The organism is Microbacterium oleivorans, assembly GCF_001691565.1.
GTDB classification, from domain to species: Bacteria; Actinomycetota; Actinomycetes; order Actinomycetales; family Microbacteriaceae; genus Microbacterium; species Microbacterium oleivorans_B.
Genome location: NZ_MAYO01000003.1, coordinates 431690 through 457751 on the forward strand (window position 1 = coordinate 431690; position 26062 = coordinate 457751).

A 26062-nucleotide genomic window follows, 5' to 3' on the forward strand; every position below is an offset into this window, starting at 1 on the left:
GGTTCTCTGCACGGCCGGAGCCGCCCCACCAGTCTAGCGGGGCGTGCACACTGCCCCGCCCCGCGCAGGTCAGGTGGTCGGGTCTTCGCCGCGAGACAGGTCGTCCCACGAGTCGATGCTGTCGCGGGGTCCGCTCGTGCGGTCGGTCCGGTACTTGCGGCCCGCGCTCGTCCAGCGGTGGGCGGTCGCGAACGCGACGATTCCGCCGAGGACGATGAGGACGGATGCCGCCACGGTGACCGCCGGCCACGGCGTCGCCGTGATCTCTGTCACGATCCCGGCGATGCCCTGCGCGCCGCTCAGCCCCGTCGCGTCGGTGACGGGTCCCGCGACGGCGTCGATGGGGCGCTGCGAGGCGATCCGGAACGCCCCCCACCCGAGGCCCGCGCCGAGGGCGACCGCGATGACCGCGAAGGAGTAGCGGAGGACGCGTCCCACGATCGTGAGGGCGAGTGCCAGGGCGAGTGCTGCGAGGCTCAGCGGTGCCACGACGGCGAGGGCGTCCGTTCCGGGGATCGGGATCGGGACCGCGGAACCGTCGTCCACGGTGGCCTCGAGCCAGGTCTGCGTCGACCCGATGATGCCGACGGCCCCGCCGACCAGGATCGCGAGCACGGCCGTGAGCCGCGTCCGCCGCGAGGTCGCCTCGGTCATGAGAACTCGCCGACGACGGGGTCGAGGTCGTCGGCGTCGAAGCACGTGCGGTCGCCGGTGTGGCAGGCCGCGCCGACCTGTTCCACGGTGACGAGCAGCGTGTCCCCGTCGCAGTCCAGTCGAACGCCCTTCACGAATTGCGCATGACCGGACGTGTCGCCCTTGCGCCAGTACTCCTGTCGGGAGCGCGACCAGAATGTCACGCGCCCTTCCGTGAGCGTGCGGCGGAGGGCCTCCGCATCCATCCACCCGAGCATGAGCACCTCGCGCGTGTCGTGCTGCTGCACGATGGCGGGGACGAGGCCGTCCGCGTTGTAGACCACGCGGGATATGCGCTCCTCGATCGACCGGGTCATCGGCGGACCTCCACCCCTCCGCGCAGGAGCGCGTCCTTGACGTCCGCGACGGTCAGCTGTCCGGAGTGGAAGACGGATGCCGCGAGCACAGCATCCGCTCCGGCGGCGATCGCCGGCGCGAAGTGCGCGGCATCCCCCGCCCCGCCGGAGGCGATGACGGGGACCGAGGACACCTCGCGCATGAGCGAGACGAGCTCGAGGTCGAAGCCGTCCTTCGTCCCGTCGGCGTCGATCGAGTTGACGAGGAGCTCGCCCGCGCCTCGCTCGATCGCCTCGCGCGCCCAGGCGATGGCATCGAGATCGGTGAGGGTGCGGCCGCCGTGGGTCGTCACGGCGAAGCCCGACGGCGTACCGTCGGTGCGCTTCACGTCGAGGGAGAGGACGAGCACCTGCGCCCCGAAGCGGTCGGCGATCTCGCCGAGGAGCCCGGGCCGGGCGATCGCAGCGGAGTTGACGCCCACTTTGTCGGCGCCGACCCCGAGGAGCCGGGCGACGTCCTCAGCCGAGCGCACTCCCCCACCCACGGTGAGCGGGATGAAGACCTGCTCGGCGGTACGCTGCACGACGTCGTACGTCGTGTCGCGAGCGTCGACGGTGGCGGTCACGTCGAGGAACGTGATCTCATCGGCGCCCTGCTCGTAGTACCGTCGCGCGAGCTCGACGGGGTCGCCCATCTCGCGCAGATTCTCGAAGTTGACGCCCTTCACGACCTTGCCCGCGGCCACGTCCAGACACGGGATCACGCGGCTGACGAGCGACACGTCAGAGCCTCGCGTTGTGGATGGCGGTCACGAGGATCGCGCGCGCGCCGATCTCGTAGAGGGCGTCCATGACCTGATTCACCGTTTTCCGCGGGCTCATGACGCGCACGGCGACCCAGTCGGGGTCGCGCAGCGGCGAGATCGTGGGCGACTCGATCCCCGGGGCGAGGGCGACCGCCTGGTCGACCAGGTGCGCGGGCAGGTCGTAGTCGATGAGGACGTAGCGCCGGGCGACCATGACGCCGCGCAGGCGGCGCAGGAGCGTCTCGGTGCCGTCGGCCTCGGTCGGCGCGCCGATGAGGACCGCCTCGGACTCCAGCAGCACCGGCCCGAAGATCTCGAGTCCCGCCTGGCGGAGGGTCGTCCCGGTGGAGACGACGTCGGCGACGGCATCCGCGACACCCAGCTGCACGGCGGACTCGACCGCGCCGTCCAGCGGCACGAGGTCGACGGCCACGCCGAGGTCGTCGAGGTACGCGTCCACGAGGCCGGGGTAGGCGGTTGCGACGCGCAGTCCGTCGAGGTCGGCGAGCTCGGTGAAGCGTCCCGGAGGACCGGCGAACCGGAACGTCGAGCCGCCGAAGCCGAGCTTCTCGATCTCGCGGGCACCCGGCATCCGGGCGTCCAGCAGCAGATCGCGACCCGTGATGCCGACGTCCAGCGCTCCGGAGCCGACGTAGGTGGCGATGTCCTTGGGGCGGAGGTAGAAGAACTCGACGTCGTTGACGGGGTCGATGGCGTGCAGGTCCTTGGGGTCGCGTCGACCGGTGTACCCGGCTTCGGCGAGCATTCCCGCGGTGGTCTCGGCGAGCATGCCCTTGTTGGGGACGGCGATGCGCAGCATGGAGCGTCTTTCGGTGTGGAGGTGGGCGGACGACGAGAGGGACCGATCAGAGATGTCGGTACACGTCCTCGAGCGTCAGGCCCTTCGCGAGCATCATCACCTGCAGGTGGTAGAGCAGCTGCGAGATCTCCTCGGCTGTCTCGGTGTCGGACTGGTACTCGGCGGCCATCCAGACCTCGGCGGCCTCTTCGACGATCTTCTTGCCGATGGCGTGGACGCCGCGGTCCAGCTGCGCGACCGTGCCCGATCCCTCGGGACGGCTCGCCGCGGTCTCGCTCAGCTCGGAGAACAGTGCGTCGAAGGTCTTCACACCCTCCAGGGTACCGGCCCGCCGATCCCGGCCGGTCCGCGTGACGACCGTGGGCCTCAGTGCCGGTGGGCGGATGCCGCGGCCGACCGGAGCGCACTGATGGCCGCTCCGGGGTCCTCGGCACCGAACACGGCTGAGCCGGCCACGAACGTGTCGGCACCGGCATCCGCTGCCTGCGCGATGGTCGATTCGCCGATGCCGCCGTCGACCTGCAGCCACAGCTGCGACCCGCGGCGGCGGGCCTCATCGCTGAGGCGGCGGAGCTTGGGCATCTGGTCGGCCATGAAGCTCTGGCCGCCGAAGCCGGGCTCGACGGTCATGACGAGGATCTGGTCGAATTCGTCGAGGACGTCGAAAAGGTGCTCGACGGGGGTCGCGGGCTTCACCGCGACGCCGGCGCGCGCACCGATCTGCCGGAGCCGGCGGGCCAGGCCGACCGGGTCCGCGGCGGCCTCGAGGTGGAACGTGACGGATGCCGCGCCGATCTCGGCGTACTCGGGAGCCCAGCGGTCGGCGTCGCTGATCATGAGGTGCACGTCGAGAGGGACGGGGCTCGTCGCCTGGATCCGCTCGACCATCTGCGGGCCGAACGTCAGGTTCGGGACGAAGTGGTTGTCCATCACGTCGACGTGGACGAAGTCGGCCGACGCGATGCGGGCGAGCTCCGCCTGCATGTTCACGAAGTCGGCGGCGAGGATGCTGGGGTTGATGCGTACGTCGGAATCGGCCACGTCTGCCATTATCCCGGTGCCGGATCAGTTCTTCCGGAGCAGCCAGATCGACATCGCGTCGGTGCCGTGGCGGTGGGGCCACAGCTGGGCGCGTCCCGATCCATCCGCCGGCTCGGCGAGGTCGATCGCGTCGCCGGCGATCTGCCGGACCACGGCCCGCGTGTCGAGCTGCACGAGTGCGTCACCGAAGCCACGCTCGACCTCGGCCACGACGCCCGCGGTCTCGGCGAGGTGGGGCGAGCACGTGACGTACGCGACGATGCCGCCGGGAGCGAGCGCGTCGACCGCCGCCGTCAGGAGTCCGGTCTGCAGCTGGCTGAGTTCGGGGACGTCGGTCGGGGCTTTGCGCCACCGCGCCTCGGGCCGGCGCCGGAGGGCGCCGAGCCCCGTGCAGGGGGCGTCGACGAGGATCCGGTCGTAGACCCCGCGACCGGCGCGGGTGCGGCCGTCCTCCTCCGACACGGGCACGTCGAGAGGTACGGCGGCGACCGACTGGCGGACGAGCCGGGCACGAGCGGGCGACAGTTCGTTCGCTTCGACGGTGGCCCCGCCCGCGGCGGCCTCGGCTGCCAGCACGGCGGTCTTGCCACCGGGCGCGGCGCAGAGGTCGAGCCACCGCTCCCCCGCCTGGACCGGCACGGCACGCGAGAGGGCGAGGGCCGCGAGCTGCGATCCCTCGTCCTGCACGCGGACGGCACCGCCCGACCCGCGGACGATGCGGTCCGGGTCGCCGCCGGCGAGACGGAATCCGATCGGCGAGAACGAAGTGCGCTCCGCGTCGTCCGGGATCGACCCGACGCCCGGCAGAGCAGTGAGGGTCACGGTCGGTGCCGCATTGTCCGCCGCCAGCAGGTCGAGCAGCTCGTCACCGCGTCCCTCGGCGGCCAGCGCGCGCCGGAAGGCGCGGATGATCCAGACGGGGTGCGCGAACCGGACGGCCAGGCGCTCGTCGTCGGAGCGGGCGGCATCCTCGATGCGGGTCAGCCACTCCTCCTCATCCCGTTCGGACACGCGGCGGAGGACGGCGTTGGCGAACCCCGTCGCGCGCCGTCCCGCGACGCGGCCGACGAGGTCGACCGTCTCGTGGACGGCGGCGTGCGGGGGGACGCGGGTCGCGAGGAGCTGGTGCGTGCCGAGTCGGAGGGCGTCGAGGACGGGCGCGTCGATCCCCGAGACGGGTCGGGATGCCGCCATCTCGATGATCGCGTCGTACGTCCCGACGCGTCGGAGCGTGCCGTAGGTCAGCTCGGTGGCGAGAGCGGCATCCGCCGTCGACAGTCGGGCGCGTTCGAGTTCGCGCGGCAGGAGCAGGTTCGCGTAGGCGTCGTCCTCGCCGACGGAGCGGATGACCGCGTACGCGACGTCGCGGGCGGCGCTCACGAGGCCGCTCCGGGGAGGTCGATCCGGGGGTCGTCGGAGCGGAGTCCACGCCACCAGTCGGCCGCGTTCATCGCACCCTTTCCGGCGGGTTGGACCGTCCGGAGAAGGACGGTTCCCTCCCCCGTGCCCGCGACGACGTCACGGCCGACGAGCGCGACCTGACCGGCCTCGAGATCGGCGTCGGGGCCGCGGAGGGCGGCGAGCACCTTCACCCGCTGACCGTCGAGCGACACGTGGGCACCGGGCTCGGGCGTCGTCCCGCGGAAACGGTCGATCACGCGGTCGGCGGATTCGGCCAGATCCAGCGCCCCGTCGGCCTGCGTGAGCTTCGGCGCGAGCGTGGGCTCGCCGTGCTGCGGCGTCGCGACCGCGGAGCCGTCGGCGATCGCATCCACGACGCCCGACACGAGTCCGGCACCCGACACGGCCAGGTCGGTGAGCACGTCGCCCGCCGTGGCGCCCCGCGGGACGTCGTAGCGGAGCTCGGCGAAGACGTCACCGGCGTCGAGGGCGGGCACGAGCCGGAAGACGGCGGCGCCGGTCACCCGGTCGCCGGCGATGAGCGCGTGCTGCACGGGCGCTGCGCCGCGCCAGCGCGGCAGGAGCGAGAAGTGCAGGTTGATCCAGCCGTGCGCAGGCGTCGACAGGAGCGGCTCGCGAACCAGCCCGCCGTAGGCGACGATGACGCCGAGATCGGCGCCGAGCGCAGCGATCTCGGCCGTCGCCGCCTCATCGAGACGGTCCGCCTTGATGACCGGGAGACCGAGCTCCTCGGCGGCGACCGCGACCGGCGAGGGCGTCAGGACGCGCTTGCGTCCGATCGGCGCGTCACGTCGCGTGACGACGCCGACGACCTGGTGCGACGAGGCCGCGACGGCGCGGAGGGAGGGGACGGCCGGTTCGGGGGTTCCGGCGAAAACGACGCGCATGCAGGTCCTCACAGATCGAGCTCGGGCACATCGAGCCGAACCCTGAGTGTAGTCCGGGGACCCGGACCCCGGCGTCGACCGCGGACCGCGTCCGCCACGACCGAGGCCCGCAGCTGCTCGGCGACGGCGCGGCCGTGCGCGTAGTCCACCCGGACGAGGGCGCGCGCGCCGTCGTCGGTGGGCACGGGCCCGAGCACCGACAGCGGACCGAGGTCGGGAAGCGCCTCACGCAACTCCGCGAGGGACCGATCGACGCTGGCCGCAGCCCCCTCGATGGCGGCGACCCGAACGGTCGGGGGCATGAGCAGCGGCGCTCGATCGGCGAGCTCGGCGCGGGCGTAGGCGGCGTGCGTCCACGTCGCCAGCGCACGGGCGACGGGTCCCGTGACACCGACGAGATGGACGGGCGAGCCGGGAGCCGCGAGCGCCGCCGCGTTCGACCACCAGCGCAGGCACGATTCGCCGATCCGCAGCTGCTCGGCCATGAGCATCTTGTCGCCGTCGAGGAGGATGACGGCGCGGTAGCCGCCCTCCGCTGCGGGCTCCGCGCCGCGCGTGGCGATCACGAGGGCCGGCCGGCCGTCGACCGATGCGACGGGGTGATCGCCGTCGGCGACGATGACACGGATGCCGGGGAACGCCCGACCGAGTTCGTCCGCCGTCCGTTCGCTGCCCGACGACGCCATCCGGAAGCGCGTCCCGGCGCAGTTGGCGCACGTCCAGTTCGGCGCCGACCTGCCGCACCACCCGCAGTCCGGCGTCGCGCCGGGGCGGCGGGCACGGAGCGGGCCGGAGCAGTGCCGGCATCGGGCGGGGGTGCGACACTCCGCGCAGACGAGGACGGGCGAATAGCCGGGGCGAGCGACCTGGACGAGGACCGGCCCGTGCTGCAGGGCCTCCCGCGCCGCGCCGAAGGCGGCCGAGGGGACCCGCGCGCCGCGGTGCTCAGCCTCGTGCGTGGCCGACAAGACGACCCGCGGACTGACCCGGCGCGTCGCGGGGAACTCCCGCACCCACCCGAGCTGGACGAGACGCTCGACGTCGGTCGTGCGGGTGTGGCCGGCGAAGACGAGCGCGGAGTGCTCCTCCTCCTGACGGACGAGAGCGGCGTCCCGTGCGTGCACCCCCGGACTGAGCGGCTCGGCGAGCAACGTGTCGCCGTCGTCCCAGACGAAGACGGCGCCGACATCGTGGGCGGGCGCGTACACGGTGGACCGGTTCCCGACGACGATGCAGGGAGCGGCGCTCAGCATCCGGAGGTACGTCGCGTACCGCTCGGGTCCGGAGCGCCGGGCATCGTCGCGGATGACGGCGTCGCCCGGAACGAGAGCCGCGAGGGCGTCGAGCAGCTGCGCCTGGTCGCGGTGGTCGGGGACGACGAGCAGCGCACTCCGACCGCTCTCCAGAACGAGCGCGGCGAGGCCGGCGAGCAGGTCCGCCCAGGCGCCCCGCAGAGCTCCGGGAGTCGGGTGCGGCGGGGCGTCGATCGCGATCCGCTCCCCCGACAGGACGGCGTCGGCGAGCCCCGGGTAGGGCGAGGCGAGCGCGTGCGCGCGGGTCGCGGCATCCGGATCCACCTGCGGCGCCTCGGGCGGATCTGTGGCGAGCCAGGCCTTCTCGGCCCGCACCATCCGCTTCGGTACCGCGAGGCGCAGGATGTCGCTCGCTGAGCCGGCGGCGCGATCGGCGACACGCCGCGCCAGTGCGTAGAGGGATGCCGGGAGCACCGGCACCGGCGAGACGACGGCCGCCACCTCGGACAGCGGCCGCCCGCCGGGTTCGACCTCGGCCCGCTCGATCACCCAGCCCTCGATCATCCGTCCGGCGCTGCGCAGCGGCACCTTCACCCGCACGCCCGGCTGGGCGTCGGCGTCGAGGGCGCTCGGTACGGCGTAGTCGAAGAGTCGATCGAGTTGAGGAACCGGCGAATCGAGGAGGATCCGCGCGACGGGGATCACGGGCGTCAGAGCCCGGCGGCGGTCCGCAAGGCGTCGACGCGGTCCGTGCGCTCCCACGTGAACTCGGGCAGTTCGCGCCCGAAGTGTCCGTATGCGGCGGTCTGCGCGTAGATGGGGCGCAGGAGATCGAGGTCATCGATGATCGCCTGCGGCCGGAGGTCGAACGACTCCCGGATCGCGGCGGTGATCTTCTCGTCCGAGACGTGGCCCGTGCCGAACGACTCGACATACAACCCGACGGGGGCGGCACGCCCGATGGCATAGGCGACCTGCACCTCGAGGCGATCGGCGAGCCCCGCCGCGACGGCGTTCTTCGCGACCCAGCGCATCGCGTACGCCGCCGAGCGGTCGACCTTGGACGGGTCCTTGCCGCTGAAGGCCCCGCCGCCGTGACGGGCGGCGCCGCCGTAGGTGTCGATGATGATCTTGCGTCCGGTCAGGCCCGCGTCGCCCTTCGGGCCGCCCACGACGAAGGGGCCGGCGGGGTTGATGACGTAGCGGACGTCCGACACGTCGAGCCCGGTCTGCGCGAGGACGGGATCGATGACCTCGGCCTGCACCGCGGCGCGTAGCGCGGGAAGCGAGATGTCGGGGTGATGCTGCGTGGACAGGACGACCGTGTCGACGGTGCGCGGTGTGGTGCCGTCGTAGCCGAGCGTCACCTGGGTCTTGCCGTCGGGGCGCAGGAAGGGAAGTGCGCCACTGCGACGCGCGTCCGTGAGGCGCTCCGCAAGACGGTGCGCCGTCCAGATCGCGGTCGGCATGTACGACGGGGTCTCGTTCGTCGCGTAGCCGAACATGATGCCCTGGTCCCCCGCGCCGAGCGCGTCGACCGGATCGACGGAACCGCCCTCGCGGTGCTCGAGCGCGTTGTCGACGCCCGCGGCGATGTCGCCCGACTGCTCGCCGATGGACACCGTCACACCGCACGAGTCGCCGTCGAAGCCGGTCTCGGACGAGGTGTAGCCGATGCGGTTCACGACGCGGCGGACGATTCCCGGGATGTCGACGTATCCGTCGGTGCGAACCTCGCCCGCGACGTGCACGAGGCCGGTGGTGACGAGCGTCTCGACGGCCACGCGGCTGCCGCGGTCGACGGCGAGGAGCGCATCGAGGATGCTGTCGGAGATCTGGTCGCAGATCTTGTCGGGGTGACCTTCGGTCACAGACTCCGACGTGAACAGGCGCAGCGCGCTCATCGGTCCTCCAGAGGGCGGATCGGGGGTGTGCAAACCATCATGCCCGCGGCCCCCGACACGGGGGGCTCGCGGGCATGAGGATGACGCCGTGTGGCGCCGAGGTCATGAAGTCGGGGTCACTCGGCCGCGCGGAGGCGCAGCTTGTCCTCGTGGATCTCGTGAAGGGCGATCGTCAGGGGCTTGTCCTCGACGTTCGAGTCGACGAGCGGGCCCACGTTGTCGAACAGGTTTCCCTCGTGGAGGTCCGAGTAGTAGTCGTTGATCTGACGCGCGCGCTTGGATGCGTAGATGACGAGCTGATACTTCGAGTCGACCTTGTCGAGCAGTGCGTCGATGGGCGGGTCGATGATGCCCTGGTCACGGTTGGCCATGGTGGTCCTCCAGAATCGGTGAGGAGAGATGTCTGCCGGAACGCGCGCGGACGCGGCGCGGCATCCTCTCAGTCTACAGGTCGCGGCGCCCGGCCGACGCGAAGCGCATCAACGGCTGAGCAGCTGCCGCTTCGAGCTGAGGACCCCGGTGTCGAACCCCGCCAGGTGGAGACCGCCGTGGAAGCGGGCGTGCTCGATCTTGACGCACCGGTCCATGACGACCGACAGCCCCGCGTCGGCGGCGATCCTCGCGGCGCCCTCGTGCCACGAGCCGAGCTGCAGCCAGAGGGTCGAGGCACCGGCATCCACCGCCTCCTGCGCGACGCCGGGCAGGTCGTCGTGCTTGCGGAAGACGTCGACGATGTCGGGGACGACGGGCAGATCGGCGAGCGACGCGTAGGCGGGCCTGCCGAGGATCGAGGTCGCCCGCGGGTTGACGTAGTACACGTCGTACGGCGAGCTGCCGCTCAGGTAGGTGGCGACGAAGTAGCTCGCGCGCGCCGGGTTGTCGGAGGCGCCCACGATCGCGATCGTCTTCGCCCGGCGGAGGATCTCGAACCTCTCCTGCGGACCGGCGGCGGGCCACGTCCGAGTCGGATCCGTGGCCGGCGTCGTGCCGGGCAGCGCGCACGCGGCTCCCTCGGTCGGAGCGGGTTGCGGTACGGCGCAGGTGTTCGCGTCGGTCATCGGGTCACTCCTGTCGCGGCGGTGAGGGCCTGATCGAGGTCCCACACGATGTCCTCGGGGTCTTCGAGACCGACCGAGATGCGGATGAGGTCGGCGGGAACCCCGGCGGCGACGAGCTGATCCGCACTGAGCTGCTGGTGCGTCGTCGAGGCGGGGTGGATGACGAGCGTGCGGGCGTCGCCGATGTTGGCGAGGTGCGAGGCTAGTTGCAGCGCGTCGATGACGGCTTCCCCCGCCCGGCGTCCCGCCGCGACACGGTCGTCCTCGTTCGAGGCGTCGTCCCCGGCCTTCACACCGAACGCGAAGACCGAGCCCGGCCCGAGCGGGAGGTACTTTTCAGCGCGCTGTCGGTGGGGGTGATCCGGCAGGCCGGCCCACGTGACGAACGAGACGCGGGGGTCGGAGTCCAGCCACTCCGCCACGATCCGCGCATTCGCGCCGTGCGCGTCGATCCGCTGGGGCAGGGTCTCGATGCCCTGCAGCAGCAGGAAGGCCGAGTGCGGGCTGAGGGCCGCGCCGATGTCGCGAAGCTGCTCGCTCCGAAGCTTCGTGAGGAAGCCGTACTCGCCGAAGTTGTCCCACCACTTGATGCCGCCGTACGAGGCGACCGGCTCGGTCATCTGCGGGAACTTGCCGTTCCCCCAGTCGAACGTCCCCTTCTCGATCACGACGCCGCCGAGGGTCGTGCCGTGTCCGCCGAGGAACTTGGTCACCGAGTGGATGACGATGTCCGCGCCGTGCTCGAGCGGGCGCGCGAGGTACGGGGTCGCGAGGGTCGAGTCGACGACGAGCGGGATGCCGGCGGCGTGGGCGACGTCGGCGAGACCTTCGATGTCGGCGATCTCACCTGACGGGTTGCCGATCGTCTCGACGTAGAGCACCTTGGTCTCGGGACGGATCGCCGCCGCGTAGTCGGCCGGGTCGCTCGAGGCGACGAAGGTCGTGTCGACGCCGAACCGGCGGAGCGTCACGTCGAGCTGCGTGACGGTGCCGCCGTAGAGCTGCGCCGAGGCGACGACGTGGTCGCCGACGCCGACGAGCGCGGCGAACGTGATGAACTCCGCACTCATCCCCGACGCGGTCGCCACCGCGCCGATGCCGCCCTCGAGCGATGCGAGACGCTCCTCGAGTGCCGCGACCGTCGGGTTGCCGATCCGCGAGTAGATGTTGCCGTACTTCTGCAGCGCGAACAGGTTCGCGGCATCCGTCGCATCGTCGAAGACGAAGGACGAGGTCTGATAGATCGGCACCGCGCGGGCACCGGTGGCGGCATCGGGGGTGCCGCCGGCGTGGAGCGCGCGGGTACGGAAGCCGAAGCGGTGTTCGTCAGTCATGATCTCTTTCTGGCGGATGGGTGCCCGCGGAGTGAATGCGGCGGGTCAGGCCGCAGCCAGTGCAGCGGCGATGCGGTCGACGGCGTCGGGGTTCTGGAGCGACGTGGTGTCGCCGAGGGGTGCGGGCTCGCGTCCGGCGCGGCGGTCCTGCTCGGCCTCCCACAGCTGGGCGAGGAGCCGGCGGAGGATCTTGCCGGAGCGGGTCTTGGGGAGGTCGGGGACGACGACCACGTGACGGGGTTTGGCGACCGGGCCGATCTCGCGGGCGACGTGCGCGCGGAGGGCGGCGGCATCCGGCTCCCCCGCCCCGGAGGGGACGACGAACGCGGCGACGGCGTGACCGGTGATCGGGTCGACGACTCCGGTGGTTCCCGCCTCGCCGACGGAGGCGTGCGCGACGAGCGCCGATTCGATCTCGATCGTCGACAGCCGGTGACCCGAGACGTTCACCACGTCGTCGAGGCGCCCGAGGATCCAGATGTGGCCGTCGGCGTCGCGGGTCGCCCCGTCGCCGGCGACGTAGTAGCCGCCGTGGTCGCCGTGCCCGGCATACGTCGACCAGTACGAGTCGCGGTATCGCTCGGGGCTCCCCCACACGGTGCGCGCCATGCCCGGCCACGGACGTCGCACCACGAGCGTTCCCGAACGCCCCGGCTCGACCTCGCGTCCGTCGGCGTCGACCGCCGCGGCGTCGATCCCGGGCAACGGAACGCTCGCCGAACCCGGCTTCAGCGTCGTGACGCCCGGAAGCGGCGCGATCATCGCGGCCCCGGTCTCGGACTGCCACCAGGTGTCGACCACGGGGACCTCGTCGCGCCCGAAGGCGCGCCGGAACCACGCCCACGCGGCGGGGTTGATCGCCTCGCCGACGGTGCCGAGGAGGCGGATGCTGGACAGATCGTGTCCCTCGGGGAGGTCGTCGCCGAACCAGGTCATGAAGGTGCGGATGAGGGTGGGCGCCGTGTAGTACACCGTCACGCCGTACCGCTCGATGATCTCGAGGTGGCGCTCCCGGTGGGGCGCGTCGGGGGTGCCCTCGTAGATGACCTGCGTGAGGCCGTTCGACAGCGGCCCGTAGATCTCGTAGGTGTGGGCGGTGACCCACGCGAGGTCGGCGGTGCACCAGTGGACGTCGTCGGGCTTCGCGTCGAAGTGCGCCCAGTGGGCCCAGCTCGCGTGCGCGAGGTACCCGCCCGAGGTGTGGACGAGGCCCTTGGGCTTTCCGGTCGTGCCCGACGTGTAGATGATGAAGAGCGGGTGCTCCGCGTCGAACGCCGCCGCCTCGTGGACGGCCGATGCCGTGTCGACGACGTCGTGCCACCAGACGTCGCGGCCGGGCGTCCAGGCCACGTCGCTCCCGGTGCGCCGGACGACGAGCACGTGCTCGAGCGCGGGCAGGCCTGCGGCCGCCGTGTCGGCGGCGGATTTCACCTCGACCGCTCCCCCGCGCCGGAACTGACCGTCGCTCGTCACGAGCAGCTTCGCGCCCGTGTCCTCGAGCCGGAACCGCACGGCCTCGGCCGAGAACCCGCCGAACACGAGCGAGTGCACCGCGCCGATGCGGGCGCAGGCGAGCGCGATGACGACCGTCTCGATGAGGACGGGCAAATAGACGACGACGCGGTCGCCGGGCTGGATGCCGAGGGCGATGAGCGCATTCGCGGCCTGCGACACCCGGCGCCGGAGGTCGGCGTAGGTGACCGCGGTGCGGTCGCCCGGCTCGCCTTCGAAGTACAGGGCCACCTTCTCGCCGCGCCCGGCCCCGACGTGACGGTCGACGCAGTTCGCCGCGACGTTCAGGGTGCCGCCGTCGAACCATCGGGCGGCGGGGATAGACAGGTCGCCTTCCGCGGAACGGACGGGAGGGCGCCAATCGAGGGCGGTGTGCCACGGCGTCTGCCAGTCGAGCCGCCGGGCGGCGTCCTCCCAGAACGCGATCGGATCGGCCGCGGCATCCGCGTACGTGCCGTGCGACACGTTCGCCTGCGCGGCGAACGCCGACGGGGCGGGGTACGCACGCGTCTCGACGAGGCGGAGTTCCTCAGCGGAGTGACCCGTCATGCCCATCTCCTCAGCAGACGGCGCTGGAGCAGGGTGACGAGCGCGTTCGACAGAGTCCCCAGCGCCGCCAGGATGACGATGGCGAGAAAGATGCGGTCGACGCGGCCGGTGCTCTGGGCGTCGGTGAGAAGGAATCCGAGGCCCATCGACGCCGCGAGGAGTTCGGCGGCGACCAGGAAGAGCCAGGCCTGCGCGAGTGCGAGGCGAAGCCCCGAGATCAGGGCGGGGACGGTGGCGGGGAGCTGCACCGAGCGGAACAGGTCCCAGCCGCGGAGGCCGAAGGAGCGTCCCATCTCGACCAGGTGCGGATCGACGTGCCGTAGAGCGCCCGCGACCGTCGTGAACAGCGGGAAGAACGCGCCGATGGCGACGAGGGTCACCTTCGAGTCCTCGCCGATTCCCATCCAGAGCAGGAGGAGCGGAACGAGTGCAAGTGAGGGGATCGCGCGGAACGCCGCCAGGATAGGGCTCAGCAGGACGTCACCGGAGCGCGTCAGCCCCACGACGGCCGCGACCGCCAATCCGACGAGCGATCCGAACACGAACCCGAGGACGACGCGCTGCACCGAGATCGCGACGTGGGTCCACAAGGCGCCACCGTCGGCGAGCTGGATCGCCGCGCCCACGACGTCGACCGGCGCCGGCAGACGATAGGTCGGGATGAGCCCGAGCCCCGTCACGGCCTGCCAGAGCGCGAGAACGACCAACGGGACGACGAGTCCCCCGACGATGCGGACGCTCGTCCGAGACCAGAACGGCCGCACCGCCGCGACGCCCGAAGGCGCTGCGGCGGTGGCGGTCGTGTCGACGGATGCCGTCATCGTCAGCCCGCCGCCTTCTCGGCGAAGGATGGCTCGATGATCGAGTCGAGGGCCGCGTCCACGGCACTCTGCCCGCCGGTCACGGCGTCGGAGTCGACGAGGACGGGGGCGATCTTCTTGAGGACGGCGAGCTGAGCGTCGCCCGGGATGCCGCTGACGTCGAGGTTCGAGCGCTCGCCGATGACGGTCGTCGCGACCTTCGGGTCGATGCCGGCCACCTTCGCGAGGAGTGCCGCGGTCTCATCGGGGTGTGCGAGAGCCCACGTGCGGGCCTCTTCGTACGCGTCGACGACGACCTGCGCGACGTCCTCGTGGTCGGTGAGGAACTCCTCCGTGGCGTTGAGGAAGCCGTACGAGTTGAAGTCGACGTTCCGGTAGATGAGCTTGTCGCCCGACTCGACCTCTGCCGCTGCCATGATCGGGTCGAGGCCCGCCCACGCGTCTACCGAGCCGCCGTCGAGGGCTGCGCGCCCGTCCGCGTGCTGCAGATTCTGCACGTCGACGTCCTTGACGCTGAGGCCCTCGGTCTCGAGTGCCTGCAGCAGGAAGAAGTACGGGTCGGTTCCGCTCGTCGCGGCGATCTTCTTGCCCTTGAGGTCGGCGACGGAGGTGATGTCGCTGTCCGGCCCGACGACGATGGCCGACCACTCGGGCTGCGAGTAGACGTCGATGACCTTGATCGGCGAACCGTTGGCCCGGGCCAGGAGCGCGGCCGAGCCGGCGGTCGAACCGACGTCGAGGGCGCCGGCGCGGAGGAGTTCGTTCGCCTTGTTCGACCCGGCGGACTGGGTCCACTCGACGTCGACGTCGTCGCCGAGAGCCTTCTCGATGAGCCCCTGGTCCTTCACGACGAGGCTGAGCGGGTTGTAGGTCGCGAAGTCGATCGAGAGTGAGTCGGTCGACCACGATCCGGCGCTCGCGCCATCGGAGGTCGAGCTCGCGTTCTCGCCCGCGAGGCAGCCCGTGGCCATGAGCATCACCACGGCACCCACGGCGAGGGCGGGAACGGTGCGGCGGATGACGGTGCTCATCGGGTCTCCTGAGGGGTTGAGCGGTGGGTGTCGACGCCGAGTCCGTCGAGGAGCTCGGCGCGGAGGTCCGTGAAGCCGCGATCTGCGCGGTCACGGGGGCGGATGCCGGGGACCTCGATCACGCGGGCGATCGAGGAGTCCTCGGAGTCGGAATCGATCGCGCGCAGCTGGAGCACGCGATCTGCCAAATACAGGGCCTCCTCCACGTCGTGCGTCACGAGGACGACGGTCGTGGGTTCGGCGGAATGGATGTCGAGGAGCAGGTCCTGCATCCGGAGCCGGGTCAGCGCGTCCAGCGCTCCGAACGGCTCGTCGAGCAGGAGCACCTCGGGACCGCGAGCGAGGGCGCGCGCGAGCGACGCACGCTGGGCCATGCCGCCCGACACCTCACGCGGACGGAGCGAGGCGGCGCCGGCGAGACCGACGAGATCCAGCAGCTCGGCGACGCGCGCGGACGCGTCGGCACGTGCCGTGCCGCGCGGCATCCCGAGCTGGACGTTCTGGGTGATGGTGCGCCACGGCAGCAGGCGCGGCTCTTGGAAGGCGACGGCGGTGCGCTCGTCGGTGTCGCGCAGCGGCGTTCCGTCGACGGTCACCGATCCTGCGGACGGGGCATCGAGCCCCGCGAGAAGCCGGAGCAGCGTCGACTTCCCGCATCCCGAGGGCCCCACGACCGCGATGATCTCACCGGGCTCGATGTCGAGATCGACGCCACGGAGGACCGGGACTGCCCTCGTCGCGCCCGCGAAGGTCCGTCTGACATCCGACAGAGACACGGCACCACGCGGTGCCGGGGTGCTCCGGACGGCGTCGGAGGCGGTGAGGACGGCGGACATGGGTCCAGCTTCCCGGACCCCGCGGCGCCGCCCGCATCGGGGCGTAACGATGTGAAACGAAGCGGTGCCCGAAGTCCGCCGGCCGGCCTCAGTGCGCGAGTCGCGCGATCTCCGCCGCGGCACGCGCGACGTCGTCGTTCACGACGCGGTAGTCGAACTCGCCCTGCGAGGCGAGCTCGACGCGCGCGGTCTTCAGACGGCGCGCACGCTCCTCCTCGCCCTCGGTCCCCCGCCCGACGAGCCGGTTCACCAGCTCGTCCCAGCTGGGCGGCAGGAGGAAGACCAGCGTCGCGTCGGGAGCGGCGGCGCGCACCTGGCGGGCGCCCTGCAGATCGATCTCGAGGAGGACCGTCCGTCCCTCGGCGAGGGCGGCGTCGATCGGGCGACGCGGCGTGCCGTAGCGGTAGGCGTTGTGCACCGTCGCGTACTCGAGGAGGTCGCCGTCTGCAACCATCCGATCGAACCCCGTGTCGTCGACGAAGTAGTAGTGCTCGCCCTCGACCTCGCCGGGACGCGGTGGTCGCGTCGTCGCGGACACAGAGAGGAGGATCTCGGGGTGGTGCTCCTTGATGTGCGCCGCGACGGTTCCCTTGCCGACCGCGGTCGGACCGGCGAGCACGATCAGACGACTGCGAGCCTCACGGGCACGCGGCTCCGGCAGCCGACGGTCCAGGTAGTCCTGCAGCACCTGGCGCTGTCGGATGCCGAGGCCGCCGATCTTCTTCACGGGGGCGATCTGGAGGTCCGCCAGGATGCGGTCGCGTTTGCCCTCGCCGATGGCCGGGATCGCGGTGAGGAACTCCGTCACCCGCATAGCGGCGGCCGCGGACTGCGGCTCGGCCCACGCGCGTCGCAGCAGGTCCTGCGGGCTTATGACGCGGGTCGACACGTCGCGTTTGAGAGCCGCGCGTTCACGGCGCGCGGCTACGGCGCGACGCGACGCGGCGGCGCGGTCGACCTCGGGAGGGGTGCGGGAGTCAGGCATCTCGGGCGTCCTGGAGTTCGGAGTTGTGGGTGTCGATGGCGGCGGCGATCCCGTCGGGACCGGCGCCGAGGATGCTGCGGCTGGCGCTGGCGAGGACCTGGGGGGCCAGGGCCCCGAAGCGCTCGGAGATGTCGCGAAGGCGGGCACCCTGCGCTCCGAATCCGGGGGCGAGCAGGGACGCGCGGTGCAACGAGGCATCCGTCAGTCCCAGATCTGCGCGCTCCACTGTAGCCCCGACGACGAAGCCGACCGGGCCGAAACGGTCATCTCCGACCACGGCGGAAGCGTTCGCCGACCCGGCGCGCTGGGCGACCCAGTCCGCGACCGTCTGGCCGCGCTCGGCATCGACCGTCGTGAGCTCGGCCGACTGCAGGCCCGCGGCCTCGGGGTTGCTGGTCGCGGCGAGGACGTAGACGCCCTTGCCCTCGCGGACGGCGGTCGCGATCGTGCCGCGCAGCGAGTCCGGTCCGAGGTACGGACTCACGGTCACCGCATCCGATTCGAGCGGGGATCCCGCAGCGAGCCAGGCCTCGGCGTAGCCGTCCATCGTCGTCCCGATGTCGCCGCGCTTGGCGTCGGCGATCACCACGAGCCCTGCCGCTCGGGCCGCCCGGATGACCTCTTCGAGCGCGGCGTAGCCCGCGGAGCCGTAGCGCTCGAAGAACGCCACCTGCGGCTTGACGACACCGACACGGGTGCGAGCAGCATCCACCACCCGGAGGCCGAAGTCACGGACACCCGCAGCGGATGCCGGAAGCCCCCACGCGTCGAGGAGCGACGCGTGGGGGTCGATACCGACGCACAGCGGGCCGCAGGCGTCGACCGCCGCAGCCAGCCGTGAACCGAATGAGGTCACACCGCCGCCTTCCGGTCGGCGGCGTACTCCTGCAGGCTCCGAACGGCGAAGCCCTCGCGGAGGACCGGCATCGCGGACACCGCGGCGCCGAGCACGGCCATCGTGGTGAACAGCGCCTTGTCGGCGGCCACCGCGGCAGCGCGGATCTCGTAGCCGTCAGCGCGGGCGATGCCGCCCGACGGGGTGTTCACGACGATGTCGATCTCGCCGGCGTTGATGAGGTCGACGACGTTCGACTCACCGGATTCCTGCGTTTCGGAGTACTTGGAGACGACTTCGACCCGGATGCCGTTGCGCGCCAGGATCTCCGCCGTGCCCTCCGTCGCGATGAGTGTGTAGCCGAGCTCCTGCAGGCGGTGGGCAGGCAGGATGACGGCGCGCTTGTCGTCGTCGGCCACGGAGAGGAACACGGTGCCCGAGGTCGGCATCCCGCCGTAGGCCGCGGCCTGGCTCTTCGCGAACGCCGTCGGGAAGTCGCGGTCGATACCCATGACCTCGCCCGTCGAGCGCATCTCGGGCCCGAGGACCGAGTCGACGGTGCGGCCGTCGGCGGTGCGGAACCGCTTGAACGGCAGCACGGCCTCCTTGACGGCGACCGGGGCGTCGAGCGGCACCCGCGATCCGTCCTGCTCCGGCAGGAGACCCTCGGCGATGAGTTCGGCGATCGAGGCGCCGGCCATGATGCGGCTGGCGGCCTTGGCCATCGGGATGCCGAGCGCCTTCGAGACGAAGGGCACCGTGCGCGACGCGCGCGGGTTGGCCTCGATGACGTAGAGGACCCCGGCCGACACGGCGAACTGGACGTTCAGGAGGCCCCGCACACCGACGCCCTCCGCGATGGCGTGGGTGGCGACGCGCACGCGGTCGATCTCGCCGCGGCCGAGCGACATGGGCGGCAGGGTGCACGACGAGTCGCCGGAGTGGATGCCGGCTTCTTCGAGGTGCTCCATGACGCCGCCGATGTAGAGCTGCTCGCCGTCGAAGAGCGCGTCGACGTCGATCTCCACCGCGTCGTCGAGGAAGCGGTCGACCAGAAGCGGCGCGTCCTCGCGGATGATCGCCTGGTCGGCGATGCGCACGAAGTAGTCGCGAAGGCTCTCGGTGTCGTAGACGATCTCCATGCCGCGACCGCCGAGCACGAAGCTCGGCCGCACGAGCACGGGATAGCCGATCTCCTCGGCGATAGCGATCGCACCCGCCTCGTCGGTCGCGGTGCCGTGGCGGGGGGCGGTGAGGCCCGCGCGGTCGAGCAACTGCGAGAAGAGCTCCCGCTCCTCGGCGATGTCGATCGCGGCGGGCTTCGTCCCGAGGATCGTGTAGCCGGCGGCCTCGATCCCCTTCGCGAGGCCGAGCGGCGTCTGGCCGCCGAGCTGGCAGACGACGCCGACGATCTCGCCGGACTGCGCCTCGGCGTGGAGCACCTCGAGGACGTCCTCCAGCGTCAGCGGCTCGAAATACAGCCGGTCGCTCGTGTCGTAGTCGGTCGAGACGGTCTCGGGGTTGCAGTTGACCATGATGGTCTCGAAACCGGCATCCGACAGCGCGAACGAGGCGTGCACGCAGGAGTAGTCGAACTCGACGCCCTGACCGATGCGGTTGGGACCCGAGCCGATGATGACGACCTTGCGGCCTTCGCTGGGGGTGACCTCGGTCTCGCGGTCGTACGAGGAGTAGTGGTACGGCGTCAGCGCGGGGAACTCCCCCGCGCACGTGTCGACCGTCTTGTAGACGGGGCGGAGGCCGAAGCCGTGACGGATGCCGCGCACGTCCGCCTCGCCGAGGCCGCGGAGCTCCGCGATCTGCGCGTCGCTGAAGCCGTGGTCCTTCGCGAGGCGCAGGACGTCCTCGGTCAGATCGTCCGCCTCGCGGATGTACTCGGCGACCTCGTTGATGAGGATCATCTGGTCGAGGAACCAGGGGTCGATCGCGGTGGCGTCGAACGCCTGCTCCAGGGTGGCGCCCTGGCGGAGCGCCTGCTGCAGCACGACGATGCGGCCGTCGGTGGGCGTCTTCGAGATCTCGAGGAGCTCCTCCATCGAGCGCTCCTCGGGCCCCCAATGGAAGCTGGAGCCGCGCTTCTCGAGCGAGCGGAGCGCCTTCTGGAGGGCGGTCGTGTAATTGCGGCCGATCGCCATGGCCTCACCGACCGACTTCATGGTGGTCGTGAGCGTCGTGTCGGCGGCGGGGAACTTCTCGAAGTTGAAGCGGGGCACCTTCACCACGACGTAGTCGAGCGTCGGCTCGAAGCTCGCCGGCGTCGCCTTCGTGATGTCGTTGGGCACCTCGTCGAGCCGGTACCCGATGGCGAGCTTCGCGGCGAGCTTCGCGATCGGGAAACCGGTCGCCTTCGAGGCGAGGGCCGACGAGCGCGAGACGCGCGGGTTCATCTCGATGACGATGATGCGGCCGGTCGCCGGGTCGACGGCGAACTGGATGTTGCAGCCACCGGTGTCGACGCCGACGGCGCGGATGATGTCGATGCCGATGTCACGGAGCTTCTGGTACTCGCGGTCCGTCAGCGTCAATGCAGGGGCGACGGTGATCGAGTCACCGGTGTGGACGCCGACCGGGTCGACGTTCTCGATGGAGCAGACGACGACCGTGTTGTCGGCGGTGTCGCGCATGAGCTCGAGCTCGTACTCCTTCCACCCGAGGATCGACTCCTCGAGGAGTACCTCGGTCGTGGGCGAGTCGCGAAGGCCCGCGCCGCCGATGCGGCGGAGGTCCTCCTCGTTGTAGGCGAAGCCCGATCCGAGGCCCCCCATCGTGAACGAGGGGCGGACGACGAGCGGGTAGCCGAGCTCCTCCGCGCCGGCCAGGAGGTCGTCCATCGTGTGGGCGATGACGCTGCGCGCGACGTCCGCACCGGACTCGAGGACGAGCTCCTTGAAGACCTGACGGTCCTCGCCCTTGCGGATCGCGTCGACCTTGGCACCGATGAGCTCGACGCCGTACTTCTCGAGGATGCCGCGGTCGTGCAGTGCCATGGCCGCGTTGAGCGCGGTCTGGCCGCCGAGGGTCGGCAGGATCGCGTCGGGCTTCTCCTTGGCGATGATCGTCTCGATGACCTCGGGGGTGATCGGCTCGACGTACGTCGCGTCGGCGAAGTCGGGGTCGGTCATGATCGTCGCGGGGTTCGAGTTCACGAGGATGACGCGCACGCCCTCCTCACGGAGGACCCGGCACGCCTGGGTGCCGGAGTAGTCGAACTCGCAGGCCTGACCGATGACGATCGGGCCCGATCCGATGACGAGGACGCTCTGGATGTCGTCGCGCTTAGGCATTCTTCGTCTCCTGAGTGGCGACCACGAGGTCGCGGAAGCGGTCGAACAGGTAGTTGGCGTCGTGCGGGCCGGCGGCGGCCTCGGGGTGGTACTGCACGCTGAACGCCGGGAGGTCGAGGGCGCGAAGCCCCTCGACCACGTCGTCGTTGAGGCCGACATGGCTGACCTCGACGCGGCCGTAGCCGTTCGGGCTGTCGATGACGCCTTCGATGGGCGCGTCGACGGCGAACCCGTGGTTATGGGCGGTGATCTCGACCCGGCCCGTGGTCTTGTCGAGGACCGGCTGGTTGATGCCGCGGTGGCCGAACGGCAGTTTGTAGGTGCCGAAGCCCAGGGCCCGCCCGAACAGCTGGTTGCCGAAGCAGATCCCGAAGAAGGGCAGCCGGGCGTCGAGCACCTCGCGCAGGAGCGCGACATGACGATCGGATGCCGCGGGGTCGCCGGGTCCGTTCGAGTAGAAGACCGCGGCGGGGTCGACCGCCTGGATGTCGGCGAACGAGATCGTCTGCGGGAGGACGTGGACCTCGAAGCCGCGAGCGGCGAGGTTGTTCACGGTGGCCTGCTTCACCCCGAGGTCGAGGATCGCGAGGTTGCCGATCTTCTCGCCGACAGCGGGGGTCACCTGGGCGGCGGGAACCGAGACATCAGCCGACAGGTTCTGTCCGGTCATCTCCGGGGCTTCGCGCACGATGCGCAGCTGCTCGTCGTCGGTGAGCCCCGCGGCATCCCCTGAGAAGACGCCGCCGCGCATCGAACCGGCCGAGCGCAGCACTCGCGTGACGGCGCGGGTATCGACGCCGCTGATCCCGACGATACCGTCGCGGACGAGGGCGTCCTCGAGGGAGTGGTCGGCTCGCCAGTTGGAGACGATGCGCGAGGGGTCGCGGACGATGTAGCCGGCGACCCAGATGCGGCGGGACTCATGGTCCTCGCCGTTCATGCCGGTGTTGCCGATGTGGGGTGCGGTCTGCAGGACGATCTGACCCGCGTACGACGGGTCGGTGATCGTCTCCTGGTAACCGGTCATCGCCGTCGCGAAGACGACTTCGCCGAGGGTCGTACCGCGGGCGCCGTAGGCGTGGCCCGGGTGTCGGGAGCCGTCCTCGAGGACGAGGACGGCGGGTTCGGGAGCTTGGAATCTCTGAATGCTCATGCGTCGCTTCCGGGAGTCTGCTGGGGAGAGGTGGGAGAAGAGGTGGCGGGGAGGACCCGGCTGATCGCGTCGGTGAGTGACCGCGCCGAGAGGTCCTGCGGGCGGAGGTAGCTGTCGACGACCGTGCCCTCCGGGGTGGTCCACGCGAGACGGACGAGGCCGTCGCGCTCGACCACCCGGTCGATCGCGACCGTCGCCTGACCCACCGAGACGAGAGCGGCGGCCGCGAGGAAGATCCGCGGCTGACCGGTCAGGTCGAGGGCCACGCCGGTGTCGGTGACGGTGACGTCGACCCGGGACCGGAAGGCGAGCCCGCGGATCGCGAGCCGTTCGAGCGCGTCGTCGTGACGCGTGGTCGCGACGTACAGGCCCTCCGAGCGGAGGCTCGTGACGGCGCCCTCGGGAACGTCGGCGACCGGGGCGGTCAGGCCCGCATCCCGCCTGGATCGTCGTCGCCACGCGAGGAGACCGATCACGATCAGCAGGACCGCGACCGCCGCCATGACGAGGACAGCGGCCTCGCGGGTCACGAGAGGACCTCGACGACGGCGCCCTCGGCGACCGTCTGCCGGCCGCGGAAGAACGTCGCCCGGACCTCGCCCGGCAGGTCCCGCCCGAGGTAGGGCGAGTTCACACTGCCTCCCCTGAGGTCGGCCGTGCTGAACGCGCGGACCGGTGCCGGGTCGTAGAGGGTGAGGGATGCCGGGGCGCCGACCGCGATCGGGGTACCGGCATCCGCGAGTCGGCCGATGCGGGCAGGAGCAGTCGACATGACGCGGACGACGTCGGACCACTCGAGCAGGCCCGTCTCGACCATCGCGGCGTGCACGACGCGGAGGGCGGACTCGAGTCCGACCATCCCGTTCGCGGCGGCCTGCCATTCGCAGCTCTTCGCTTCGGCCGGGTGCGGGGCGTGATCGGTCGCGACGATGTCGATCGTGCCGTCGGCGAGTCCTTCACGGACCGCACGTACGTCCTCGTCGCGGCGCAGGGGCGGGTTGACCTTGAAGAGCGGGTCGTACCCTCGGACGAGGTCCTCCGTCAGCAGGAGGTGATGCGGCGTGACCTCGGCGGTGACGTTGATTCCGCGCTTCTTCGCCCACCGGATGAGATCGACGGACCCCGCGGTGGAGAGGTGGCAGACGTGCAGCCGGGAGCCGACGTGCTCGGCGAGGAGCACGTCGCGCGCGATGATCGACTCCTCTGCGACGGCGGGCCAGCCGGTGAGACCGAGCTCGGCCGAGACGGTGCCCTCGTTCATCTGAGCGCCCTCGGTCAGCCGCGGGTCCTGCGCGTGCTGCGCGACGACGCCGTCGAAGGACTTCACGTACTCAAGTGCGCGGCGCATGATGAGCGGGTCGAAGACGCAGAAGCCGTCGTCGCTGAAGACGCGGACGCGGGCGCGCGACGAGGCCATCGCGCCGAGCTCGGCGAGCCGCTCGCCCTTCTGCCCGACGGTGACGGCGCCGATCGGCTGGACGTGGGCGTAGCCCGCGGCCTCGCCCAGGGCGAGCTCCTGCTCGACGACGCCCGCGGTGTCGGCTACCGGCGACGTGTTCGGCATCGCGAACACCGTCGTGTAGCCGCCGGCGGCGGCGGCGCGCGAGCCCGACAGGATCGTCTCGGACGCCTCGTAACCGGGTTCGCGGAGGTGGGTGTGCAGATCGACCAGGCCGGGCAGCGCGATCAGGCCGTCGGCATCCACCGTCCGTGCGCCGTTCTCGCTGAGGCCCGTGCCGAGCTCGGCGATGACACCGTCTCGGATCAGGATGTCCGCGGCGATGCCGCCGTCGATCCGCGCCCCGCGGATGAGGATGCTCTCGCTCATCGGGCCTCCTCCTGTGGGTGGGTGGTGGGTCGCTCCCCCGCCAGGAGCAGGTAGAGCGCCGCCATGCGGACCGAGACACCGTTCGCGACCTGCTCGAGCACGGTCGATCGTGGTGAATCGGCGGCGTCGGCGGAGATCTCCAGACCCCGGTTCATGGGTCCGGGGTGCATGACAATGCTAGCGGTCGGAAGAGATCCCATCCGCGCGGCATCCAAGCCCCAGCGGCGTGAATACTCCCGTTCAGTGGGGAAATAGGCCGCATTCATCCGCTCCAGCTGGATGCGGAGCATCATGACGGCGTCCGGCGCGGAGGCGATGGCCTGGTCGAGGTCGTAGGAGATCGTCACCGGCCAGGCCGAGACGTCCTGCGGGACGAGCGTCGGAGGTGCCACCAGGGTGACCCGGGCCCCGAGCGTCGTCAGCAGCCAGACGTTCGACCGCGCGACGCGCGAGTGCAGGATGTCGCCGACGATCGCGACGTGGAGCCCCGCGAGGTCGCGGCCCCGACTGTCGTCGCCGAAGACGCGCTTGCGGATGGTGAACGCGTCCAGCAGAGCCTGCGTGGGGTGCTCGTGCGTGCCGTCGCCCGCGTTGAGGACACCCGCCGAGATCCACCCGCTCGTGGCGAGGGTGTGCGGGGCACCCGAGGCGCCGTGGCGGATGACGACCGCATCGGCGCCCATGGCCTGCAGAGTCTGCGCCGTGTCCTGGAGGGACTCCCCCTTCGACACCGAAGAGCCCTTCGCGGAGAAGTTGATGACGTCGGCGGAGAGCCGCTTGGCGGCTGCCTCGAACGAGATGCGGGTGCGCGTCGAGTCCTCGAAGAAGAGGTTGACGACGGTCTTGCCGCGCAGGGTCGGCAGCTTCTTGACCTCGCGCGACTGCGTGTCGCGCATGTCCTCGGCGACGTCGAGGATGCGGAGCGCGTCCTCGCGGGCGAGCGTCCGGGTGTCGAGGAGGTGTCTCATGACGCGATCGTCACCTCCTCGGCGCCGTCGACGTCGGCGAGGCGCACGTTGACGCGCTCCTCCCGCGAGCTCGGCAGGTTCTTCCCGACGAAGTCGGGCCGGATGGGGAGTTCGCGGTGGCCGCGGTCGACGAGGATCGCGAGACGGACGACCGCGGGCCGGCCGATGTCCTGCAGCGCGTCGAGCGCCGCACGGATGGAGCGGCCCGAGAACAGCACGTCGTCGACGAGGACCACGGTCTTCGCGTCGATGCCGCCGGCCGGGATCTCGGTCGGACGCGGCGTACGCGTGGGATTGCGGTGCAGGTCGTCGCGGTACATCGTGACGTCGAGCGATCCGACCGGGACCGTCACGCCCGTGAACGAGGCGATGAGCGCGGCGATGCGTTCGGCGAGGGTGACGCCGCGAGTGGGGATCCCGAGGAGCACGAGCCCGTCGGGGCCCTTGTTCGACTCGAGGATCTCGTGAGAGATGCGCGTGAGTGCGCGGGCGATGTCAGCGTCGTGCAAGACGATGCGCGAAGTCATCCGCCGCTCCCTTCTCCGCCTCACAGGACGGTGTTAAAGGTTGCTTGTACGAGACCACTCTAGCGGGGCCGCGCGGTGAGCCGCGGCATCCGCTCGCCCTGTCCGGCCGTCCTTCCCGCGGACATCCGCCTTCCCGGGGACGGATCGCGGGCCGACCGTCCGCGGGAAACGGTATCTCCGCTCGAGCGCCGGCGCGAG

Annotated in this window: 25 protein-coding genes; all 25 read right to left on the bottom strand. The window is 71.2% G+C overall.

The features are described 5' to 3' along the window. Positions 1 to 69: 69 nt before the first annotated feature. Positions 70 to 654, bottom strand: a complete 585-nt coding sequence (locus BBA86_RS04840) for a Trp biosynthesis-associated membrane protein (RefSeq protein WP_065570537.1) — start codon at positions 652 to 654, stop codon at positions 70 to 72. Continuing rightward, positions 651 to 1010 carry a phosphoribosyl-AMP cyclohydrolase gene (hisI, locus tag BBA86_RS04845; protein WP_065570538.1) on the bottom strand — a complete coding sequence of 120 codons (360 nt, stop codon included), beginning with the start codon at positions 1008 to 1010 and terminating at the stop codon, positions 651 to 653. The genes BBA86_RS04840 and hisI overlap by 4 nt, the downstream gene beginning before the upstream one ends. Then, complete coding sequence (gene hisF, locus BBA86_RS04850; RefSeq protein WP_065570539.1) at positions 1007 to 1771, bottom strand: imidazole glycerol phosphate synthase subunit HisF; 765 nt, start codon at positions 1769 to 1771, stop codon at positions 1007 to 1009. The genes hisI and hisF overlap by 4 nt, the downstream gene beginning before the upstream one ends. Before the next feature lies 1 nt (position 1772). Further along, positions 1773 to 2615, bottom strand: coding sequence for an ATP phosphoribosyltransferase (gene hisG / locus BBA86_RS04855; protein WP_065570540.1), 843 nt, complete (start codon positions 2613 to 2615; stop codon positions 1773 to 1775). Between the two features lie 46 nt (positions 2616 to 2661). Next, positions 2662 to 2925, bottom strand: coding sequence for a phosphoribosyl-ATP diphosphatase (locus tag BBA86_RS04860; RefSeq protein ID WP_018186764.1), 264 nt, complete (start codon positions 2923 to 2925; stop codon positions 2662 to 2664). A 56-nt stretch (positions 2926 to 2981) separates the two neighbouring features. Next, positions 2982 to 3665 (bottom strand): ribulose-phosphate 3-epimerase, encoded by a 684-nt coding sequence (gene rpe / locus BBA86_RS04865; protein ID WP_065570541.1) that lies wholly within the window; start codon positions 3663 to 3665, stop codon positions 2982 to 2984. A 15-nt stretch (positions 3666 to 3680) separates the two neighbouring features. Beyond that, a complete protein-coding gene (locus BBA86_RS04870) occupies positions 3681 to 5036 on the bottom strand; it encodes an RsmB/NOP family class I SAM-dependent RNA methyltransferase (protein WP_065570542.1) in 1356 nt (451 codons plus the stop codon). Continuing rightward, positions 5033 to 5965 (bottom strand): methionyl-tRNA formyltransferase, encoded by a 933-nt coding sequence (gene fmt / locus BBA86_RS04875; RefSeq protein WP_065570543.1) that lies wholly within the window; start codon positions 5963 to 5965, stop codon positions 5033 to 5035. The genes BBA86_RS04870 and fmt overlap by 4 nt, the downstream gene beginning before the upstream one ends. Before the next feature lie 8 nt (positions 5966 to 5973). Further along, positions 5974 to 7923 (bottom strand): hypothetical protein, encoded by a 1950-nt coding sequence (locus tag BBA86_RS04880; protein WP_065572184.1) that lies wholly within the window; start codon positions 7921 to 7923, stop codon positions 5974 to 5976. Between the two features lie 5 nt (positions 7924 to 7928). Beyond that, positions 7929 to 9122 carry a methionine adenosyltransferase gene (metK, locus tag BBA86_RS04885; RefSeq protein ID WP_065570544.1) on the bottom strand — a complete coding sequence of 398 codons (1194 nt, stop codon included), beginning with the start codon at positions 9120 to 9122 and terminating at the stop codon, positions 7929 to 7931. A 116-nt stretch (positions 9123 to 9238) separates the two neighbouring features. After that, positions 9239 to 9493 (bottom strand): DNA-directed RNA polymerase subunit omega, encoded by a 255-nt coding sequence (rpoZ, locus tag BBA86_RS04890; protein ID WP_064002061.1) that lies wholly within the window; start codon positions 9491 to 9493, stop codon positions 9239 to 9241. Between the two features lie 108 nt (positions 9494 to 9601). After that, a complete protein-coding gene (locus BBA86_RS04895; RefSeq protein ID WP_065570545.1) occupies positions 9602 to 10180 on the bottom strand; it encodes a CoA-binding protein in 579 nt (192 codons plus the stop codon). After that, entirely contained in the window at positions 10177 to 11514 is a 1338-nt protein-coding gene (locus tag BBA86_RS04900) for an O-acetylhomoserine aminocarboxypropyltransferase/cysteine synthase family protein (RefSeq protein WP_065570546.1), read from the bottom strand. The genes BBA86_RS04895 and BBA86_RS04900 overlap by 4 nt, the downstream gene beginning before the upstream one ends. Positions 11515 to 11559: 45 nt before the next feature. Next, positions 11560 to 13575: an acetate--CoA ligase gene (acs, locus tag BBA86_RS04905; RefSeq protein ID WP_065572185.1), complete on the bottom strand. Its 2016-nt coding sequence runs from the start codon at positions 13573 to 13575 to the stop codon at positions 11560 to 11562. Further along, on the bottom strand, positions 13572 to 14396 hold the full coding sequence (locus BBA86_RS04910; protein ID WP_065570547.1) for an ABC transporter permease: 825 nt from the start codon (positions 14394 to 14396) through the stop codon (positions 13572 to 13574). Before BBA86_RS04910 ends, acs begins: the two co-directional genes overlap by 4 nt. A 2-nt stretch (positions 14397 to 14398) precedes the next feature. Then, positions 14399 to 15427 carry an aliphatic sulfonate ABC transporter substrate-binding protein gene (locus tag BBA86_RS04915; protein ID WP_065570548.1) on the bottom strand — a complete coding sequence of 343 codons (1029 nt, stop codon included), beginning with the start codon at positions 15425 to 15427 and terminating at the stop codon, positions 14399 to 14401. After that, the gene (locus tag BBA86_RS04920) at positions 15424 to 16263 is read right to left on the bottom strand and encodes an ABC transporter ATP-binding protein (protein ID WP_065570549.1); all 840 of its coding nucleotides are present in this window, start codon (positions 16261 to 16263) and stop codon (positions 15424 to 15426) included. The genes BBA86_RS04915 and BBA86_RS04920 overlap by 4 nt, the downstream gene beginning before the upstream one ends. A gap of 88 nt (positions 16264 to 16351) precedes the next feature. Next, entirely contained in the window at positions 16352 to 17248 is an 897-nt protein-coding gene (gmk, locus tag BBA86_RS04925; RefSeq protein ID WP_065570550.1) for a guanylate kinase, read from the bottom strand. Beyond that, complete coding sequence (gene pyrF / locus BBA86_RS04930; protein WP_065570551.1) at positions 17241 to 18104, bottom strand: orotidine-5'-phosphate decarboxylase; 864 nt, start codon at positions 18102 to 18104, stop codon at positions 17241 to 17243. Before pyrF ends, gmk begins: the two co-directional genes overlap by 8 nt. Next, positions 18101 to 21388, bottom strand: coding sequence for a carbamoyl-phosphate synthase large subunit (carB, locus tag BBA86_RS04935; protein ID WP_065570552.1), 3288 nt, complete (start codon positions 21386 to 21388; stop codon positions 18101 to 18103). Before carB ends, pyrF begins: the two co-directional genes overlap by 4 nt. Further along, the gene (gene carA / locus BBA86_RS04940; RefSeq protein ID WP_065570553.1) at positions 21381 to 22541 is read right to left on the bottom strand and encodes a glutamine-hydrolyzing carbamoyl-phosphate synthase small subunit; all 1161 of its coding nucleotides are present in this window, start codon (positions 22539 to 22541) and stop codon (positions 21381 to 21383) included. The genes carB and carA overlap by 8 nt, the downstream gene beginning before the upstream one ends. Further along, positions 22538 to 23071 carry a hypothetical protein gene (locus BBA86_RS04945; RefSeq protein ID WP_065570554.1) on the bottom strand — a complete coding sequence of 178 codons (534 nt, stop codon included), beginning with the start codon at positions 23069 to 23071 and terminating at the stop codon, positions 22538 to 22540. The genes carA and BBA86_RS04945 overlap by 4 nt, the downstream gene beginning before the upstream one ends. Further along, the gene (locus BBA86_RS04950; RefSeq protein ID WP_065570555.1) at positions 23068 to 24369 is read right to left on the bottom strand and encodes a dihydroorotase; all 1302 of its coding nucleotides are present in this window, start codon (positions 24367 to 24369) and stop codon (positions 23068 to 23070) included. Before BBA86_RS04950 ends, BBA86_RS04945 begins: the two co-directional genes overlap by 4 nt. Next, entirely contained in the window at positions 24366 to 25337 is a 972-nt protein-coding gene (locus BBA86_RS04955; RefSeq protein ID WP_065570556.1) for an aspartate carbamoyltransferase catalytic subunit, read from the bottom strand. Before BBA86_RS04955 ends, BBA86_RS04950 begins: the two co-directional genes overlap by 4 nt. Then, positions 25334 to 25864 carry a bifunctional pyr operon transcriptional regulator/uracil phosphoribosyltransferase PyrR gene (gene pyrR / locus BBA86_RS04960; RefSeq protein WP_065570557.1) on the bottom strand — a complete coding sequence of 177 codons (531 nt, stop codon included), beginning with the start codon at positions 25862 to 25864 and terminating at the stop codon, positions 25334 to 25336. The genes BBA86_RS04955 and pyrR overlap by 4 nt, the downstream gene beginning before the upstream one ends. Positions 25865 to 26062: the final 198 nt, after the last annotated feature.

Bases quoted from the DNA above. Each gene is read 5' to 3' on its own strand.
- BBA86_RS04950 (WP_065570555.1), bottom strand. From the start codon at position 24,369: ATGAGCGAGAGCATCCTCATCCGCGGGGCGCGGATCGACGGCGGCATC.
- acs (WP_065572185.1), bottom strand. From the start codon at position 13,575: ATGACGGGTCACTCCGCTGAGGAACTCCGCCTCGTCGAGACGCGTGCG.
- BBA86_RS04920 (WP_065570549.1), bottom strand. From the start codon at position 16,263: ATGTCCGCCGTCCTCACCGCCTCCGACGCCGTCCGGAGCACCCCGGCA.
- metK (WP_065570544.1), bottom strand. From the start codon at position 9,122: ATGAGCGCGCTGCGCCTGTTCACGTCGGAGTCTGTGACCGAAGGTCAC.
- gmk (WP_065570550.1), bottom strand. From the start codon at position 17,248: ATGCCTGACTCCCGCACCCCTCCCGAGGTCGACCGCGCCGCCGCGTCG.
- BBA86_RS04915 (WP_065570548.1), bottom strand. From the start codon at position 15,427: ATGAGCACCGTCATCCGCCGCACCGTTCCCGCCCTCGCCGTGGGTGCC.
- carA (WP_065570553.1), bottom strand. From the start codon at position 22,541: ATGAGCATTCAGAGATTCCAAGCTCCCGAACCCGCCGTCCTCGTCCTC.
- BBA86_RS04955 (WP_065570556.1), bottom strand. From the start codon at position 25,337: ATGAGACACCTCCTCGACACCCGGACGCTCGCCCGCGAGGACGCGCTC.
- fmt (WP_065570543.1), bottom strand. From the start codon at position 5,965: ATGCGCGTCGTTTTCGCCGGAACCCCCGAACCGGCCGTCCCCTCCCTC.
- hisI (WP_065570538.1), bottom strand. From the start codon at position 1,010: ATGACCCGGTCGATCGAGGAGCGCATATCCCGCGTGGTCTACAACGCG.
- BBA86_RS04895 (WP_065570545.1), bottom strand. From the start codon at position 10,180: ATGACCGACGCGAACACCTGCGCCGTACCGCAACCCGCTCCGACCGAG.
- hisG (WP_065570540.1), bottom strand. From the start codon at position 2,615: ATGCTGCGCATCGCCGTCCCCAACAAGGGCATGCTCGCCGAGACCACC.
- carB (WP_065570552.1), bottom strand. From the start codon at position 21,388: ATGCCTAAGCGCGACGACATCCAGAGCGTCCTCGTCATCGGATCGGGC.
- pyrR (WP_065570557.1), bottom strand. From the start codon at position 25,864: ATGACTTCGCGCATCGTCTTGCACGACGCTGACATCGCCCGCGCACTC.
- BBA86_RS04840 (WP_065570537.1), bottom strand. From the start codon at position 654: ATGACCGAGGCGACCTCGCGGCGGACGCGGCTCACGGCCGTGCTCGCG.
- rpoZ (WP_064002061.1), bottom strand. From the start codon at position 9,493: ATGGCCAACCGTGACCAGGGCATCATCGACCCGCCCATCGACGCACTG.
- BBA86_RS04910 (WP_065570547.1), bottom strand. From the start codon at position 14,396: ATGACGGCATCCGTCGACACGACCGCCACCGCCGCAGCGCCTTCGGGC.
- BBA86_RS04900 (WP_065570546.1), bottom strand. From the start codon at position 11,514: ATGACTGACGAACACCGCTTCGGCTTCCGTACCCGCGCGCTCCACGCC.
- rpe (WP_065570541.1), bottom strand. From the start codon at position 3,665: ATGGCAGACGTGGCCGATTCCGACGTACGCATCAACCCCAGCATCCTC.